Below are 16153 nucleotides of genomic sequence, written 5' to 3' on the forward strand. Positions count from 1 at the left end.
GTGAGAATTTTATATTTTGCATAATGATTTATACTCTTCCAATTGGCGGTTGAGTGGCGAGGTATTCATACCTCGGGCGATAAATCCTGTTGCATTATCAGGGATTAACGAGTAAACGGCTTGTGCATCTTCTTTACTGTTAAATTCAGCAAAAACACATGCGCCGGTTCCAGTCAATCTTGATGGTGCATATTCTAACAGCCATGAAAGTTGGTAATCAACCTCTGGATACACTCTTCTGACAATTTTTTCGCAATCGTTTTCGTAAGAGGCGTCTAAAAGTACACTAAGTGACTGTTTTGGTGTATTTCTAATCAAATCAGGATGAGTGAAAACATCAACCGTAGCGATACTTACTTCTGGCTTAATTAATACGTACCATAACTCTTTAGGAGTGGCTGGCTGTAATTTCTCTCCGATACCTTCAGCAAAAGCCGAAAAACCATGTACAAAAATCGGTACATCAGCACCTAGTTTTACACCTAAACCAGCTAATTCGTCATTACTAAGATTAAGTTGCCAAAGAAAATTTAATGCAACTAAGACGGTAGCTGCATTTGAAGAGCCTCCACCAATCCCACCACCCATCGGTAATATCTTTTCAATCTCAATATGAGCACCGAACATAGATTGGGTGTGCTGTTGAAGAAGCGTTGCGGCTTTCCAAATTAAATTATCTTCCGTTTTTACTCCGGGGATATCTGGAGCTAAGGTAATTTCCCCTGATTGATTTGGAGTGATTGTAAGGTAGTCGCATAAATCGATGAACTGAAACAGGGTTTGCAGCTCATGGTAACCATTCTCTTGTTGACCATTAATGTAGAGAAATAAGTTTAGTTTTGCTGGGGAGGGCCAGCGAGTCGATGTTTTTATCATTGAGAAACAGTCCAATTTGAGGCAATGATTTTAATGGTGGTGTTCAATTGAGTGAGCTTCATTGAATTAGGTAATAGCATGTTGTCTTTTTCAATATAGCTATTGTAGCGTAGGTGCCAGTTCGTTTGACCTATTTGCTTTGCGAGATGCTCAACGGTGTTAAGTTCGTTGAGTTGGAAATTATCAGCAGCGGTCGGCAAGCCTTTGATCCAGTCATTTAAATAGCCAATAGGAAGGTTAAGACCCGTTAGACTATACATGAGCCGGCCTGGGTCACTGCCTTCGAAGGTTTGGCCATCACCGGTTTCAATAAGGGTATGCGCATTATCTATAGTGACTTTTATAACAGTTTGCCCTAAAAATGTGGTGAGTAATAGCTGACTATTGTCTGATTTTTGGGTCCATTGAAAATTTAAACTATGGCGTTGTTCTGGGGATTGATAGCCAATTTTTCCCGTCACCTTATACTCTGTGATTGCTTCTAATTGGGCTTGATGTTTATCCCAATGAGTCGATTGTTGTGGGGTTAATGGAACACTAGAACAAGCGCTAAGAAAAAGCGAGAAGATGAGAATCACAAACGGAAGGCGGATAAAATGAGGAAACATTATTGATAATCTCATGTTTAATCTGAAATAGATTTTAGGATTGTAGCAAATTGTTCGTACATTTGGCGTTAAATAGTGTTTATTCACCACTAATTTTCGGACAGAGTGACCTGATGCCTTTTAAAATTCGGTCGTATCAAGTAAAATTCGCCCTTGTTATTTTTTTACTGGTCAGTTTGCCGAATGTCATTGCTTGTTATTGGAATCAATCATACGTCAGCCTCTGTTGATTTGCGCGAGAAAGTTGCTTTTTCTCCTGACAAATTAACTAAGGCACTAGACGAATTAAAAAACAGTGATGCAATTCAAAGTGGCGTGATCTTATCTACGTGTAACCGAACTGAAATTTACTGTGAAGTAAAAATTGGGATCAGCAGTGGTTACGTTATTAACTGGCTGGCTGAGTTTCACCTAGTCTCTTTAGATATATTGATGCCAAGTATCTATGTTTATGAAGAGCAAGCGGCTGTTAAACATCTTATGCGCGTTTCTTGTGGTTTAGATTCGTTGGTATTGGGTGAGCCGCAAATTTTAGGCCAAGTAAAAAAAGCGTTTTCAGATGCTCGCGAGCGAAATGCAGTTGAAGGAACCGTTGAAAAACTATTCCAAAGTGACTTTTCGGTAGCAAAGCGAGTTCGTACCGAAACCAATATTGGTGGTAATGCCGTTTCAGTGGCTTATGCCGCGTGTATTCTGGCTCGTCAAATATTTGAGTCTCTTGCTGATTCTACCGTACTTCTTGTTGGTGCTGGTGAAACAATTGAACTAGTAGCGAAACATTTAGATGCAGCAGGTTGTAAACAACTTATCGTTGCTAACCGTACTCGCGAGAGAGCGATGGGGCTTGCTGAGCAATTTAATGCAGACGTTATTAGCCTTCCTGAAATTCCAGAATATCTACCAAAAGCCGATATCATTATCAGTTCTACTGCCAGCCCATTACCGATTATTGGTAAAGGAATGGTTGAAAGCGCATTAAAACAACGTAGACATCAACCGATGTTATTTGTTGATATTGCCGTCCCTAGAGATATAGAAGGGGAAGTCGCTGAATTGAGTGATGCATATTTGTATTCGGTAGATGATCTTAAATCGATTATTGATCACAATATTGAGCAACGAAAAATAGAAGCGATTCAAGCGGAAGCTATCGTCAGTGAAGAGAGCGCTAGCTTTATGACGTGGATCCGTTCGCGTCAAGCAGTGAATAGCATTCGCCAATATCGAAATAACTCAGAAGCAATCAGAACTGAATTATTACAAAAAAGCATTCAAGCGTTAGCTTCTGGCCAAAATGTAGAAAAAGTATTGGCAGAGCTAAGTAACAAATTAACTAATAAACTCATTCATGCACCGACACTTGCGATGCAGCAGGCCGCCAAAAATGGTGAGCCGGAGAAACTTGCTGTGATCCGCTCAAGTATTGGTCTAGACAACTAAGTGTAGCGTTCGCTACCAACATAAAGAATAAATATTATATGAAAGCATCAATTCGAGTAAAACTGGAGACGCTGGTTGAGCGTTATGAAGAAGTTCAGCATTTATTAGGTGACCCTGGCGTTATTGGTGACCAAAATAAATTTCGAGCTTTATCTCGTGAATACTCTCAATTGGAAGAAGTAACACAGTGTTTCCAAGCGTATGAGCAAGCTCAAGAAGACTTAGTTGCCGCTGAAGAAATGGCGCAAGAAGACGATGCTGAAATGCGTGAAATGGCGCAAGATGAGATTAAAGAAGCAAAAGAAGCGATTGAGCGTCTTACTGATGAACTACAAGTTTTGCTTATTCCAAAAGATCCAAATGATGAGCGTAACTGTTTCTTAGAGATCCGTGCGGGTGCGGGTGGTGATGAAGCTGGTATCTTTGCTGGTAACCTTTTCCGTATGTATTCTCGTTTTGCAGAGAAAAAGGGCTGGCGTATCGAAGTCATGAGCTCGAATGTTTCTGAGCAAGGTGGCTTTAAAGAAATGATTGCAAAAGTAAGCGGCGATGGCGCTTATGGTGTCCTGAAATTTGAATCAGGCGGCCACCGTGTACAACGTGTTCCTGAGACTGAATCACAAGGTCGTGTACATACGTCTGCGTGTACTGTTGCAGTAATGGCTGAGATCCCAGAAGCGGATCTTCCTGAAATTAAAGCGGCAGATTTAAAAATTGATACCTTCCGTGCATCAGGCGCGGGTGGACAGCACGTTAACACCACCGATTCAGCAATCCGTATTACTCACTTACCAACAGGTACTGTTGTTGAGTGTCAAGATGAGCGTTCACAGCATAAAAACAAAGCAAAAGCGATGTCGGTTCTTGCTGCTCGAATTATTCAAGCTGAACAAGCTCGCCGTGCAGAAGCGGTATCAGATACACGTCGTAACTTATTAGGTTCTGGTGACCGTTCTGACCGTATTCGTACTTACAACTACCCACAAGGTCGTGTTTCTGATCACCGTATTAACCTAACAATTTACCGCTTAAATGAAGTATTAGAAGGTGATTTAGCGGCGTTGATTGAACCTGTAGTATTAGAATACCAAGCAGACCAATTAGCCGCATTAGCTGAAAATAACTAATGAGCCAATCTATTGATGCGCTATTAAAGCGTTCAATTCAATTGCTACAACTTGAGGGGAGTGATTCTCCTCAAGTTGATGCGTCTGTTCTGCTGTGTCATGTTTTAGATAAACCAAGAAGTTATCTACTAACTTGGCCTGAAAAAGAGTTAACAGACGCAGAGCTTGCTGCATTTGAATCATTACTATCTCGTCGTCTCTCAGGTGAACCTATTGCTTACATTGTAGGTTATCGAGAATTTTGGTCACTACCGTTAAAAGTATCACCAACCACGTTAATTCCTCGCCCTGATACAGAGCGTCTTGTTGAGATAGCTCTTGACCATCTTGATGCATCATCAACAAAAGTATTGGATTTAGGAACAGGGACTGGCGCTATAGCTCTAGCTATTGCTTCTGAAATGCCAAATCTTCATGTTATTGGCGTTGATTATCAGCAAGATGCGGTTGAATTAGCGCAAGGTAATGCCAAAAGTAACCATATTATGAATACTGAATTTCGTCAGGGAAGTTGGTTTACTCCAATTAAATCTGATGAACAGTTTTCTATTATTGTGAGTAATCCCCCTTATATTGATGGAAATGATCCTCATTTATCTCAAGGTGATGTACGGTTCGAACCTCAAACGGCATTAGTTGCAGAGCAAGAAGGCTTTGCCGATTTAATTCATATTATGGAACATAGCCGTACTTATTTAGTTGAGAATGGTTGGTTGCTAATGGAGCATGGCTTTGAGCAAGGTAAGCAATTACGTACTTATTTTGAAGCGCATGGCTTTGTTAATGTTAAAACAGAACAAGATTATGCTGGCAATGACCGAGTTACCTTAGGTCAATGGACAGTAAACACAGAGAATAAAGGATAATTCATGTATACCGCTGTTAAACATATTCACCTATTTATGATCGCTTGTAGCGTACTATTATTTGTCGTTCGCTATGTATTAATGATGGTTGATTCAGATCTTCGTAATAAAGCGTTTTTAAAGCGAGTGCCACACGTTGTTGACTCTGCGATGCTGCTCAGTGGTATTGTACTTATCTTTATTACTGGTTTTATTCCATTTACAGGTGCAGCTCCTTGGTTAACAGAGAAGCTGACGTGTGTGATGGTATACATCGCTTTGGCTTTTGTAACGTTGAATAACGGTAAGAATAAAGTATTTAAAACCTTTGCTTTCCTTGGTGCGTTAGGATGGTTAATGGTTGCAGCTAAGATTGCTGTTACTAAAGTACCGACATTTTTGGGGTAACTATGTTTCAATTGCTTGATGAAAATTTAGAAGACCTTAGTCTTGTTGAAGGTGCGCTTGCACTTAATTCAGCGATTGATTCTGAGACACAAAGAGAACAAATTACTGCTAAGTTACAAGAGATGTGTATTGCAGCAGAGCAAGTGCTAGCGGGTGAGATTAATGATGAAAAACGCTTGGAGCGATTGATCCAGCTTTTTTACGTTGAATGGGGTTATCAAGGTGATATTTACACCTATTTTAATTCTGAAAATGCATTTATTAGCCATGTACTTGAAAGTAAAAAAGGCATTCCTGTTACGTTAGGCGCTATTTTTCTATATCTGTGTGAATACGCAAAATTACCTGTGAGTGCGATTAATTTTCCGACGCAGTTAGTATTAAAAGTTGAATGGGAAGGAAAAGAAGACCTCTATTTAAACCCTTTTGATGGGCAGTATATTAATGCGCACTTAATGACCGCATGGCTTATTGGCTACGGTGGTCCATTAGCGAAAATATTACCGATCCACTTAGAGAAAATAGATAATCCAACTCTAATAGGTCGTTTACTTGCGGTAATTAAAACCGCGTGTATTAGAGAAAAGAAATTCTCTTTCGCTTTAACGTGCAGCGATCTCGCATTAACGATGGTTCCTGATGACCCATTTGAGATCCGTGATAGAGGTTTAATCTATCAACAGCTACACTGTAATGATGCAGCAAAAAATGATTTAACGTACTTTATTGAGCAGTGTCCTAATGATCCCTCAGCGATGCTGATGAAGCAGCAGGTCCAACTGTTACTAGAACAACACCCTACCGTTCTCCATTAAGAGTGAAGATAATGCAAAATCAAAAAACAGTAAAAATTGGCAATATCGATGTAGCAAATGATAAGCCGTTTACCTTATTTGCAGGTATGAACGTATTAGAATCTCGTGATCTAGCTATGCGTATGTGTGAAACATATGTTGAGATCACTGATCGTCTAGGAATTCCATACGTATTTAAAGCGTCTTTTGATAAAGCAAACCGTTCATCAGTGCATTCATACCGCGGTCCTGGTATGGAAGAAGGTTTGAAAATTTTCCAAGAATTGAAAGACACTTTTGGCGTTAAGATTATTACTGATGTTCATACTGAAGCACAAGCGCAACCAGTAGCTGATGTGGTGGATGTAATTCAACTTCCTGCTTTCCTTGCTCGTCAAACTGATTTAGTTGAGACTATGGCAAAAACAGGCGCTGTAATCAATGTGAAGAAACCTCAATTCATGAGCCCTGATCAAGTGGGTAATATCGTTGATAAGTTTGCAGAATGTGGTAACGAAAATATCATTCTTTGTGAGCGTGGTTCATGCATGGGTTACGACAACCTAGTGGTTGATATGCTTGGTTTTGGTGTAATGAAAAAAGCATCAAATGGTAGCCCAATCATCTTTGATGTGACGCATTCTCTACAGAACCGTGATCCAAGCGGTAAAGCGTCTGGTGGACGTCGTTCACAAACGGTTGAACTTGCTAAAGCTGGCCTAGCAACAGGTATTGCTGGTCTGTTTATTGAAGCGCACCCAAACCCAGATAAAGCACTGTGTGATGGACCTTCTGCATTACCATTAGATCAACTAGAACCTTTCTTGAAACAAATGAAAGCACTAGATGACTTAATTAAAGGTTTTGAGTACATCGATATTAAATAATATTGAGAGTAGCTAGATAAACTAAAGCCCAAGAGAGATAACTTTCTTGGGCTTTTTTTATTTAATGTCTTGTTCAGAAATGTACTTACTCATCGTTTGAATTAGGAGTAAACCAATCTAGTTTGTGGTGTAGTGTTGTTACACTGCCGATAACAATTAATGATGGGCTAATGGCTTTTTCTGCCATGTTAGCTAACTCAGCAATCGTTCCTGTAAATACTTTCTGCTTTTGTGTTGTGCCACGTTCAATAATGGCACAAGGGGTATCAGCAGCTAAACCATGTTTAATCAATTGAGTTGAGATATGCGGCGATTGTTTCAGTCCCATATAGAAGACCAAGGTATTGTTTGAACGAACTAAGGCATCCCACTCAATTTCAGCGCCATCTTTTTGAACATGAGCCGTAATAAACTGAACACTTTGTGCGTGATCTCGATGGGTGAGGGGAATACCCGCATAAGAGGTTGCCCCTGCCGCTGCAGTAATGCCTGGTACCACTTCAAATTTAACGCCATTCTCAGCTAGAGTTTCTAACTCTTCGCCACCACGACCAAAGATAAATGAATCACCACCTTTAAGGCGAACAACGTGTTTACCTTCTTGTGCTTTATCTACCAGTATTTGGTTTATTTTATCTTGTGGGACGAAATGAAAATCCAGTTTCTTACCAACATAAATCATTTCTGCACTGTCATTGGCAAGCGCTAAGATTTCTTTAGAAACAAGACGGTCATAAACCACAACATCAGCTTGCTGTATAAGGCGATGGCCTTTGACTGTTAATAGATCCGCATCACCAGGACCTGCGCCAACAAGAGAAACAAGTCCGTTTTGTTTTTTCTGCTCAGACTGAGCTTGAATACTTGGCATAATCGATTCCTGCATTATGTTTTTTATTTCACTCTAGTATGTAAGAGTCGATAAAAAAAATCACTCTTAATACTTGATTAAGAGTGATTTAATTTGAATGAGTTATAACTAACTTTATTCGTTACTGCTTATTTAACATCCAGTGATGGTGCTGTTTTTGCGTGAGTAAGATAAAGAGGGATACAAGTAAATAGTAGGCCGCCAACAACGTTGCCCAAAATAGTAGGAATAAGGTTGAAGTTTAACCATGTAGCAATACCAAAATCAGCACCTAGCATCATACCAAGTGGGAATAGGAACATGTTTACAACGGTGTGTTCAAATACTAGGGCAAAGAAGATGAAAATCGGGAACCACATCATAGCAACACGGCCAGCTACTGTGCGTGCCGTCATGTTACCAATTACACCTAGACATACCATTAGGTTACAGAAAATAGCGCGGACAAAACACGTGATCCAACCGTCCATTCCCATATTTTCAAAACCTAAGCTACGACCTGTTGATACAGCGATAAACTTTTTTGCTACTGCATTTAGTTCTAGAGAGAAGTTACCCGTAAGAGAAACCGCAACAAGATAAGCGACAATTAATGAACCAATAAGGTTACCTAGACCAACAAGACCCCAACAGCGGAAAATACGGCCCCAGGTAATACCTGGACGGTTATCAAATTTTGCTAACGGCGCAAGTCCAAATACACCAGTTACTAGGTCATAGCCCATTACGCTCAAAATAACAAAACCAACAGGGAAGACAAGCGCACCGACGATACCAATACCGGTCTGTACAATTGTCGTGATAGCCACAACAACCGCTAGAGATAAGATGATACCAGCCATTGTGCTTCGTATTAGAAGATCACGTGTACTTGTTTTTATTTTTGCTTCACCAACGTTAATCATTGTTTGTACAAATTCTGCTGGTTTAAAGTCATTAGTAGACATGAATGTGCCCTTATAAAAGTTAAAATTAAATAGTGAAAAACTCGCTGCTTTTATATGTTCTCATAGAGAAACAGCAAGCCTTTAAGCTATTGAATCTTATGCTGCGATTTCTACTTGACCTTTAGTAATGCGAGTTTTATACGCTTTTACGTTAAATTGTTTATCTTCCATACAAGCACCTGTAGTAAGGTTAAAGCGCTGTTTCTTAAGTGGACTTGCCACCCAAAGCTCACCTTGATGCTCAACAATTAAGCCACGCGATAATACGTTTGCTTGAAAGTAAGGGTCAGTGTTGCTGATTGCGAGTACTTCTTCGTCTTTTGATGGACGAAATACTGCAACTTGCTCACCATTCACTAGAGCACAAACACCAGTACCAGGAGCAATATCTTCTAGTTGACAGATTTTTACGAATTTAGAAGCCATAATTAATTCTCTCGCTCTTATTCAGTTGCTGCTACGTGTAGGATGTCACCCTTTGCTTCTGGGTGTTTTTCTGTAAAGGTTGCTGGACGGTGTTGTTCACGACCATCAGTAACGAATACCACATTGTCATCGCGATCATCAGCATTAATGAAGTGAGCAAAACGTTTTAGTTGAGCTTCATCATTGATGGTGTCTGTCCACTCACAAGCGAAGTTATTAACAAGGCTTGCAATATCTGCTTCAAGTTGGTCATTAAGATCAAGCTTGTTATCAACAATCACTTCACGTAGGTAGTCAACACCACCTTCAAGATTGTCCATCCATACAGAGGTACGTTGTAGTGGTGCAGCAGTACGAATGTAGAACATCATGAAACGGTCGATGTATTTGATTAAGGTTTCTTGGTCTAGATCGCTTGCTAGTAAGTCTGCGTGACGAGGTTTCATACCACCGTTACCACATACATACATGTTCCAGCCAGCGTCTGTTGCGATAATACCTAAGTCTTTACCTTGTGCTTCAGCACACTCACGAGTACAGCCAGAAACACCGAACTTCATTTTATGAGGAGTACGAATGCCTTTGTAGCGGTTTTCAATCATTACACCTAAGCCAACAGAATCTTGAACACCGTAACGACACCAAGTAGAGCCGACACAGGTTTTCGCCATACGCAGTGCTTTAGCATACGCTTGGCCTGTTTCGTAACCGGCAGCGATGAGTTTTTTCCAGATTGCAGGTAAGTCATCTTTTTGAGCACCGAATAGACCGATACGTTGAGCGCCAGTAATCTTGGTATAAAGATTATATTCAGCCGCAACGTCAGCTAATACACTTAATGCTTGAGGAGTGACTTCGCCACCCGCCATACGAGGAATAACAGAGTAAGTACCATCTTTTTGCATGTTACCTAGGAAGTTATCATTGGTATCGTGCAGTTTAACTAGTTCAGGTTTAAGGATGTGCTCACCCCAACAAGAAGCAAGAATAGAACCAGCAAGAGGTTTACATACTTCACAGCCGTAGCCTTTACCGTATTTCTCTAACAACTCTTCGAAGGTTTTGATCTCTTCGATACGGATAAGATGGAATAGTTCTTGGCGAGAGTAAGCAAAATGCTCACATACGTCGTTTTTTACTTCAATGCCCGATTTAGCTAATTCAGCATTAAGGACGGAAGTTACCAGAGGGATACAACCCCCACAGCCCGTACCCGCTCCAGTAACTGCCTTAATGTCTGCCATTGTGTGATGACCATCAGCAACCGCTTGAGCAATTTTTCCCTTGGTTACATCGAAACATGAACAAATAACCGCTGTTTCTGGTAATGAATCAGCACCTAATGATGGCTTTTCAGCACCAGCATGCGCCGGAAGAATTAATAGATCAGGGTGTTCTGGTAGATCAATATCATTAAGTTTTAATTGCAATAAATCGCCATAATCAGATGTATCGCCAACCATTACCGCACCAAGCAGTTTTTTACCGTCTTCAGAAACAATGATGCGTTTATATACTTCTTGTTCTTCATTTTGGTAAACGTAGCTCTTACAGCCAGGAGTTCGACCATTTGCATCACCAATTGAACCTACTTTTACACCTAGTAGTTTCAATTTGGCACTCATGTCTGCGCCTTCAAATGTGCTGTCGTTACCCAGTAAATGGTCAACGGCAACCGTAGCCATTTTATAGCCAGGAGCAACTAAACCGTAGAAAGTACGATTCCAAGAAGCACATTCGCCAATAGCGTATACATTACTATCTGTTGTTTGGCAGTTGTTATTGATTTCAACACCACCACGAGGAGCTACGCCTAAGCCCATTTGACGAGCTAATTTATCTTGAGGGCGAATACCTGCTGAGAATACGATGAAGTCAGTTTCAAGCTCTGTACCATCAGCAAAACGCATAACATTACGGGCGTCTTTGCCTTCTGGTGCAATTTCTAATGTATTTTTGCTGGTATGAACTTGAACACCCATGCGTTCAATCTTATTGCGTAGCTGTAAACCGCCTTGTTGATCAAGTTGTTCAGCCATTAGCACTGGTGCAAACTCAACAACGTGAGTAGTTACGCCTAATGCTTTAAGTGCACCAGCCGCTTCAAGACCAAGTAGACCACCACCAATAACTACACCGCTTTTACTGTTTTTAGCCGTAGCTTCGATAGATTTAAGATCTTCAATTGTGCGGTACACAAAGCAGTCTTTACTTTCATTGCCTTTAATCGGTGGAACAAATGGGAAAGAGCCAGTAGCAAGGACTAGCTTGTCGTATTGAATTTCACGACCAGTACTTGAATAAACAACTTGTTTTTCACGGTTGATATTAATAGCGCGTTCGCCAAGTAATACATTAATACCGTGTTTTTCGTAGAAACCTTCTTTTACAAGAGAGAGTTCATCAGCAGTATGATGAGAGAAGTATGAAGAAAGGTGAACACGGTCATAAGCGATACGTGGCTCTTCACAAAATACTGTAACATCCATATTTTGAACATCAGTTTTATCGACTAAATCTTCGATATAGCGATGACCAACCATGCCATTACCGATGATGACTAACTTCATCTTGCTCATAAGAGTTCCTATTATCATTGATATGCATATATGATGAATTATGAATGAATATGTCGACATGATGTGGATCAATTACGAAATAAAACTACCCCAAAGTGGTAGCTATAAGGTGGTAATGGTATTTGTTGTTTTAAAATCAATCAATTAACTGTAGCACGTGGCTTTTGCTTGTTGTTTTTTTACAATAAACAGTGGAATACTCTGAATTTAACTGGCATGTAGGTGGATTTTCTGAAAGAAAAAGACAGAATATGTCATTCATATTCTGTCTTAATTTATACGATTGTTGTAATTATAGTTTAAAGCGATCGATTTCTTGTTTTAATTCACTCGATAGTTCAGATAATTCTGACGCTTGAATAACCGATTGCTTTGTTTCTTCTGTTAACTCATTGGATACATCACGAACGGCTTCAGTATTTCGAGTTATCTCTTCAGTTACTGATGACTGTTCTTCTGCTGCCGCTGCAATTTGAGCTGCCATATCGCTGATCTGAGTTACTGAGTTAGTGATTTGTAATAAACTCGCTGAGGCAGATTGAGCATCTTCAACACTAGTATTAGCTAACGTTTGACTATCTTGCATGATCCCAACGGCTTTTTGAGTGGTTCCTTGTAGCGTTTCAATCATTTGTTGAATTTCTTGAGTCGATGCATGAGTACGTTGACTCAAAATACGAACTTCATCAGCTACCACAGCAAAACCACGACCTTGTTCGCCTGCTCGAGCTGCTTCAATGGCCGCATTCAATGCAAGCAAGTTAGTTTGTTCTGCAATATTTTGGATAGTTGAAAGAATCGTATTGATATTTTGAGCGTTGTGATGAAGCTCTTCAATCACGCCAGTCGCTGTTTCAACTTCTTTTGCTAAGTTATCAATTGAGTGTTGGCTTTGGCTTACTTGCTCCGCACCATGGCTTGATGCTGTAACCGTTTCTTCTGCTGTTTGAGCGGTATTATCAGCATTGCCTGCAATCTCTTGCGTTGCTGCAGCCATTTCATTGATTGCTGTTGCGACCATATTAATCTCATCCATCTGGTGTTGAATGCGAACATTACGTTCTTCAGCACTTTCTGCGGTTGAGTTTGCTTGGCTAGCTAAGGTTGTAGATATGTCACGTAGGCGACAGACCATTGAGTGCATATTTCCGACAAAGATATTGAAATTAATCGCTAGTTGACCAACTTCATCATTACTATTTGGCTCTAGGCGTTGTGTTAAATCACCTTCACCTGAAGATATTTCAGCAAGTGCATCAGAAACTCGAAGTAAATCTCTGAATAGAATATTTACTAATATTGTTACACCAATAGCAACAATAACGGTTAGAACAATACTAAGTAGAATAATTTCACGAAGTAGGGCTGTATGAGCAGCTTCTTCTGTTGCTTGTGTCATCTCAACAGCAAATGTCCAATTGGTGTTGGGTACTTTTGCAAAATACACTAATTTAGTGTCGCCATTGATTTCGGCAACATCGATACGCTTTAGAGAAATAGACTCTTGGATGCTTTGTGGAGTCATATCAGAGAAGTAGCGGTTTACTTCTTTTTTGATTAGAGATTTATTTGGATGAGCTAAGAAAGTCCCATCACTGTCAATCAGCATTGTAATAGTATCTTTACCTGCATCAAGGCTGATTACATCATCAATCAGTTGATCGATAAGTACATCAGCACCAATGACACCTAAGAAAGTACCATTCTTGTATGTTGGTTCCGCGATAGTTACTAGAAGGGATTGAGTAATTGCATCTTGATATGAAGAGGTAATGATTTGTTTGTTTTCTCGTTGTGCTTCTTGATACCAAGGACGCTGACGAGGGTCATAATCGGCACGGTTTCTTTCTGGATGAGAGCGGTACATATCACCTTGAGGAGTACCAAAGAAGATGTCATCGAACCCACCCGCTTTACGACTTAACTGTAAAAACGAAACAATATCATCTTCTTGGGTGTAGTCATTAGTTGCATGAGCAATTTCAGCTTTGATAGAAATCCAATTTGAGATCCCTGTAGTTGCCGCAGAAGTAACACTTTCTGCACGAGAGTATACCCCGTTACGAGTCTGTTCGAATAACTGACTTGAAGCAAGCCAAGTTAATGCTGATGCAGTAATTACGACAGCGAGTACACTTGCACCTATTAGTTTATGTTTTAGTTTCATTATACTACCTAAATCCATGGGTTAATTTTGCTAAAAAATAGTGCCTACTATTAATTTTTTTATAAGGCCTAATTTGTTATCGGAAAACATATGTAAAACTTAACCCATTTCATCTAAAACATATGAAAATATTTATTATATTAACCATAAATATTTTTTTGCCTCGTAACTTATTGACAAAGTAAACGTTTGCCTTGTGCGTTTAGTATTCTGCTACTTTTAGTTTTATTATTTCTTAGTAATTTATGAGCTATTTTTAGTGATCTAACAGACATATTTATGAAATCAATGTGAGAGTAAAACGTAATTCTTTTAAACTTGGTCAGGTTATTGGATTGAAGCACTCATAATTGATTGATTTGGTCTAGTTTATCCCCCTTAAATGAATGGTGAAACATGATGGAACGTCTTTCTCTAAAAACAGCGATTGCTGCTGCATTAGTTACAACGCTAGCAGGCTGTGCAACAACAACTGAGCATGCATGGCAAGAAGATACTACGTATAAGCTAACGGTGTTACATACAAACGATAACCACGGTCGTTTTTGGCAGAATAAATACGGTGAGTACGGCATGGCAGCGCGTAAAACGCTGATTGATGAGTTGCGTGCAGATGTTCAAGCTGAAGGCGGCAGTGTGCTTCTTCTTTCTGGTGGTGATATTAATACGGGTGTTCCAGAATCAGATCTTCAAGATGCTGAACCAGATTTTAAAGGTATGAATAAAATTGGTTATGATGCGATTGCATTAGGCAACCATGAGTTTGATAACCCATTAGATGTTCTTCAAAAGCAAATCAACTGGGCTGACTTCCCAATGTTGTCTGCAAATATTTATGATAAAGAAACCGGTGAGCGCAAATACCAAGCTTATGAAATCTTTGAAAAACAAGGTATTAAAATTGCCGTTGTTGGCTTTACTACCGAAGATACAGCTAAAATTGGTAACCCTGAATATATTGGTGAATTAGAATTCCGCGATCCTAAAGTTGAAGCGAAAAAGATCATTGCAGAATTAGAAGAAAATGAAAAACCGGATCTTATCTTTGCAGTAACGCATATGGGGCACTATGAGAATGGTCAACGCGGTATCAACGCCCCTGGCGATGTTGCACTAGCGCGTTCACTTGATTTAGGTGAACTAGACATGATTGTGGGTGGTCACTCACAAGAGCCTGTTTGTATGGAAGGCCCAAATGTGGCTAAAAAGAACTTTACGCCAGGTGATGAGTGTAAACCAGACCAACAAAATGGTACTTGGATTGTTCAGGCTCACGAATGGGGCAAATACGTAGGTAAAGCTGATTTTGAATTCCGTAATGGTGAATTAGAAATGGTTAGCTACAATCTAATTCCTGTTAACTTGAAGAAGAAAGTGAAGATCGACGGTAAAAAACAACGCGTCTTTATTCAAGAAGAAATTGCTCAAGATCCAGAATTACTTGCATTCTTAACTCCTTACCAAGAAAAAGGTCAAGGCCAGTTAAATGTAAAAATTGCATCAACTAACGGTAAGTTAGAAGGTGATCGTAATGTGGTTCGTTTCCAACAAACAAACCTAGGCCGTCTAATTGCAACTTCTCACATGACTCGTGCAAAAGCTGATTTCGCAGTAATGAACTCTGGCGGTGTACGTGATTCAATTGAAGCGGGTGATGTAACGTATAAAGACGTATTAACGGTTCAACCATTTGGCAACATTGTTACTTATGCAGATATGACAGGCCAAGAAGTGTTGGATTATTTGAATGTCGTGGCAACAAAACCTATTGATTCTGGTGCTTATGCTCAATTTGCGGGCATTAAGATGACAGTTGAGAATGGTAAAGTATCAAATGTATTTATCGGTGGTAAGCAATTACGTCTAGATAATACATACCGCTTTACTATCCCAAGCTATAATGCAGCGGGTGGTGATGGTTACCCTAAAATTTCAGATCACCCAGGCTATGTAAATACTGGTTTTGTGGATGCTGAAGTACTTAAAGAGTTCTTAGAAACAAACAGCCCAATTGATGTAAATAAGTTTGCCCCACGTGGTGAGATTACTTATAAATAATCAATAAAAGAAGATAAGCCTCTAATTCGTTATTGTTTTAGAGGCTTTTGTTTATGAATTCAACAGTTTGTCGGTTTTATAAGCGAACGAAAAGAAAAAACAAAATAATGCTTGTCAAAA

General features: G+C 39.7%; 14 protein-coding genes. 7 read left to right on the forward strand and 7 right to left on the reverse strand.

Features of this window, described 5'->3' with window-relative positions; genetic code table 11:
- Positions 1–9: 9 nt before the first annotated feature.
- A complete protein-coding gene (gene ispE / locus AC2INI_RS03990; RefSeq protein WP_486305387.1) occupies positions 10–876 on the reverse strand; it encodes a 4-(cytidine 5'-diphospho)-2-C-methyl-D-erythritol kinase in 867 nt (288 codons plus the stop codon).
- Entirely contained in the window at positions 873–1499 is a 627-nt protein-coding gene (gene lolB / locus AC2INI_RS03995) for a lipoprotein insertase outer membrane protein LolB (protein ID WP_486305388.1), read from the reverse strand. The genes ispE and lolB overlap by 4 nt, the downstream gene beginning before the upstream one ends.
- A gap of 168 nt (positions 1500–1667) precedes the next feature.
- Here lolB and hemA point away from each other — a divergent pair, with 168 nt between their 5' ends.
- The 6 genes from hemA to kdsA are packed head-to-tail and all read left to right on the forward strand — an operon-like array spanning position 1668 to position 6985.
- Positions 1668–2924 carry a glutamyl-tRNA reductase gene (gene hemA, locus AC2INI_RS04000; protein WP_045101511.1) on the forward strand — a complete coding sequence of 419 codons (1257 nt, stop codon included), beginning with the start codon at positions 1668–1670 and terminating at the stop codon, positions 2922–2924.
- 38 nt (positions 2925–2962) lie between these two features.
- Complete coding sequence (gene prfA, locus AC2INI_RS04005) at positions 2963–4051, forward strand: peptide chain release factor 1 (RefSeq protein WP_060990395.1); 1089 nt, start codon at positions 2963–2965, stop codon at positions 4049–4051.
- Complete coding sequence (gene prmC / locus AC2INI_RS04010; RefSeq protein ID WP_122035745.1) at positions 4051–4917, forward strand: peptide chain release factor N(5)-glutamine methyltransferase; 867 nt, start codon at positions 4051–4053, stop codon at positions 4915–4917. The genes prfA and prmC overlap by 1 nt, the downstream gene beginning before the upstream one ends.
- A gap of 3 nt (positions 4918–4920) precedes the next feature.
- Positions 4921–5304, forward strand: a complete 384-nt coding sequence (locus tag AC2INI_RS04015) for a SirB2 family protein (RefSeq protein ID WP_122035742.1) — start codon at positions 4921–4923, stop codon at positions 5302–5304.
- Between the two features lie 2 nt (positions 5305–5306).
- Complete coding sequence (locus AC2INI_RS04020; RefSeq protein WP_486305389.1) at positions 5307–6119, forward strand: SirB1 family protein; 813 nt, start codon at positions 5307–5309, stop codon at positions 6117–6119.
- Between the two features lie 11 nt (positions 6120–6130).
- Positions 6131–6985 (forward strand): 3-deoxy-8-phosphooctulonate synthase, encoded by an 855-nt coding sequence (gene kdsA, locus AC2INI_RS04025; protein ID WP_486305390.1) that lies wholly within the window; start codon positions 6131–6133, stop codon positions 6983–6985.
- Positions 6986–7070: 85 nt separating this feature from the next.
- Here the strand turns inward: kdsA and cobA are convergent, their stop codons facing one another.
- The 5 genes from cobA to AC2INI_RS04050 all read right to left on the reverse strand — a co-directional run bounded on the left by cobA (position 7071) and on the right by AC2INI_RS04050 (position 13975).
- On the reverse strand, positions 7071–7856 hold the full coding sequence (gene cobA / locus AC2INI_RS04030) for a uroporphyrinogen-III C-methyltransferase (protein ID WP_486305391.1): 786 nt from the start codon (positions 7854–7856) through the stop codon (positions 7071–7073).
- 128 nt (positions 7857–7984) lie between these two features.
- The gene (locus AC2INI_RS04035; protein WP_122035736.1) at positions 7985–8803 is read right to left on the reverse strand and encodes a formate/nitrite transporter family protein; all 819 of its coding nucleotides are present in this window, start codon (positions 8801–8803) and stop codon (positions 7985–7987) included.
- Between the two features lie 96 nt (positions 8804–8899).
- Entirely contained in the window at positions 8900–9229 is a 330-nt protein-coding gene (gene nirD / locus AC2INI_RS04040; RefSeq protein WP_486305392.1) for a nitrite reductase small subunit NirD, read from the reverse strand.
- Between the two features lie 17 nt (positions 9230–9246).
- Positions 9247–11808, reverse strand: coding sequence for a nitrite reductase large subunit NirB (nirB, locus tag AC2INI_RS04045; protein WP_486305393.1), 2562 nt, complete (start codon positions 11806–11808; stop codon positions 9247–9249).
- Positions 11809–12100: 292 nt separating this feature from the next.
- Positions 12101–13975: a methyl-accepting chemotaxis protein gene (locus AC2INI_RS04050; protein WP_486305394.1), complete on the reverse strand. Its 1875-nt coding sequence runs from the start codon at positions 13973–13975 to the stop codon at positions 12101–12103.
- A gap of 396 nt (positions 13976–14371) precedes the next feature.
- Between AC2INI_RS04050 and ushA the strand changes: the two genes are divergently transcribed.
- A complete protein-coding gene (gene ushA / locus AC2INI_RS04055; RefSeq protein ID WP_162922537.1) occupies positions 14372–16033 on the forward strand; it encodes a bifunctional UDP-sugar hydrolase/5'-nucleotidase UshA in 1662 nt (553 codons plus the stop codon).
- The last annotated feature ends 120 nt before the right edge of the window (positions 16034–16153 follow it).

The sequence above is a fragment of the Aliivibrio friggae genome, from assembly GCF_057368515.1.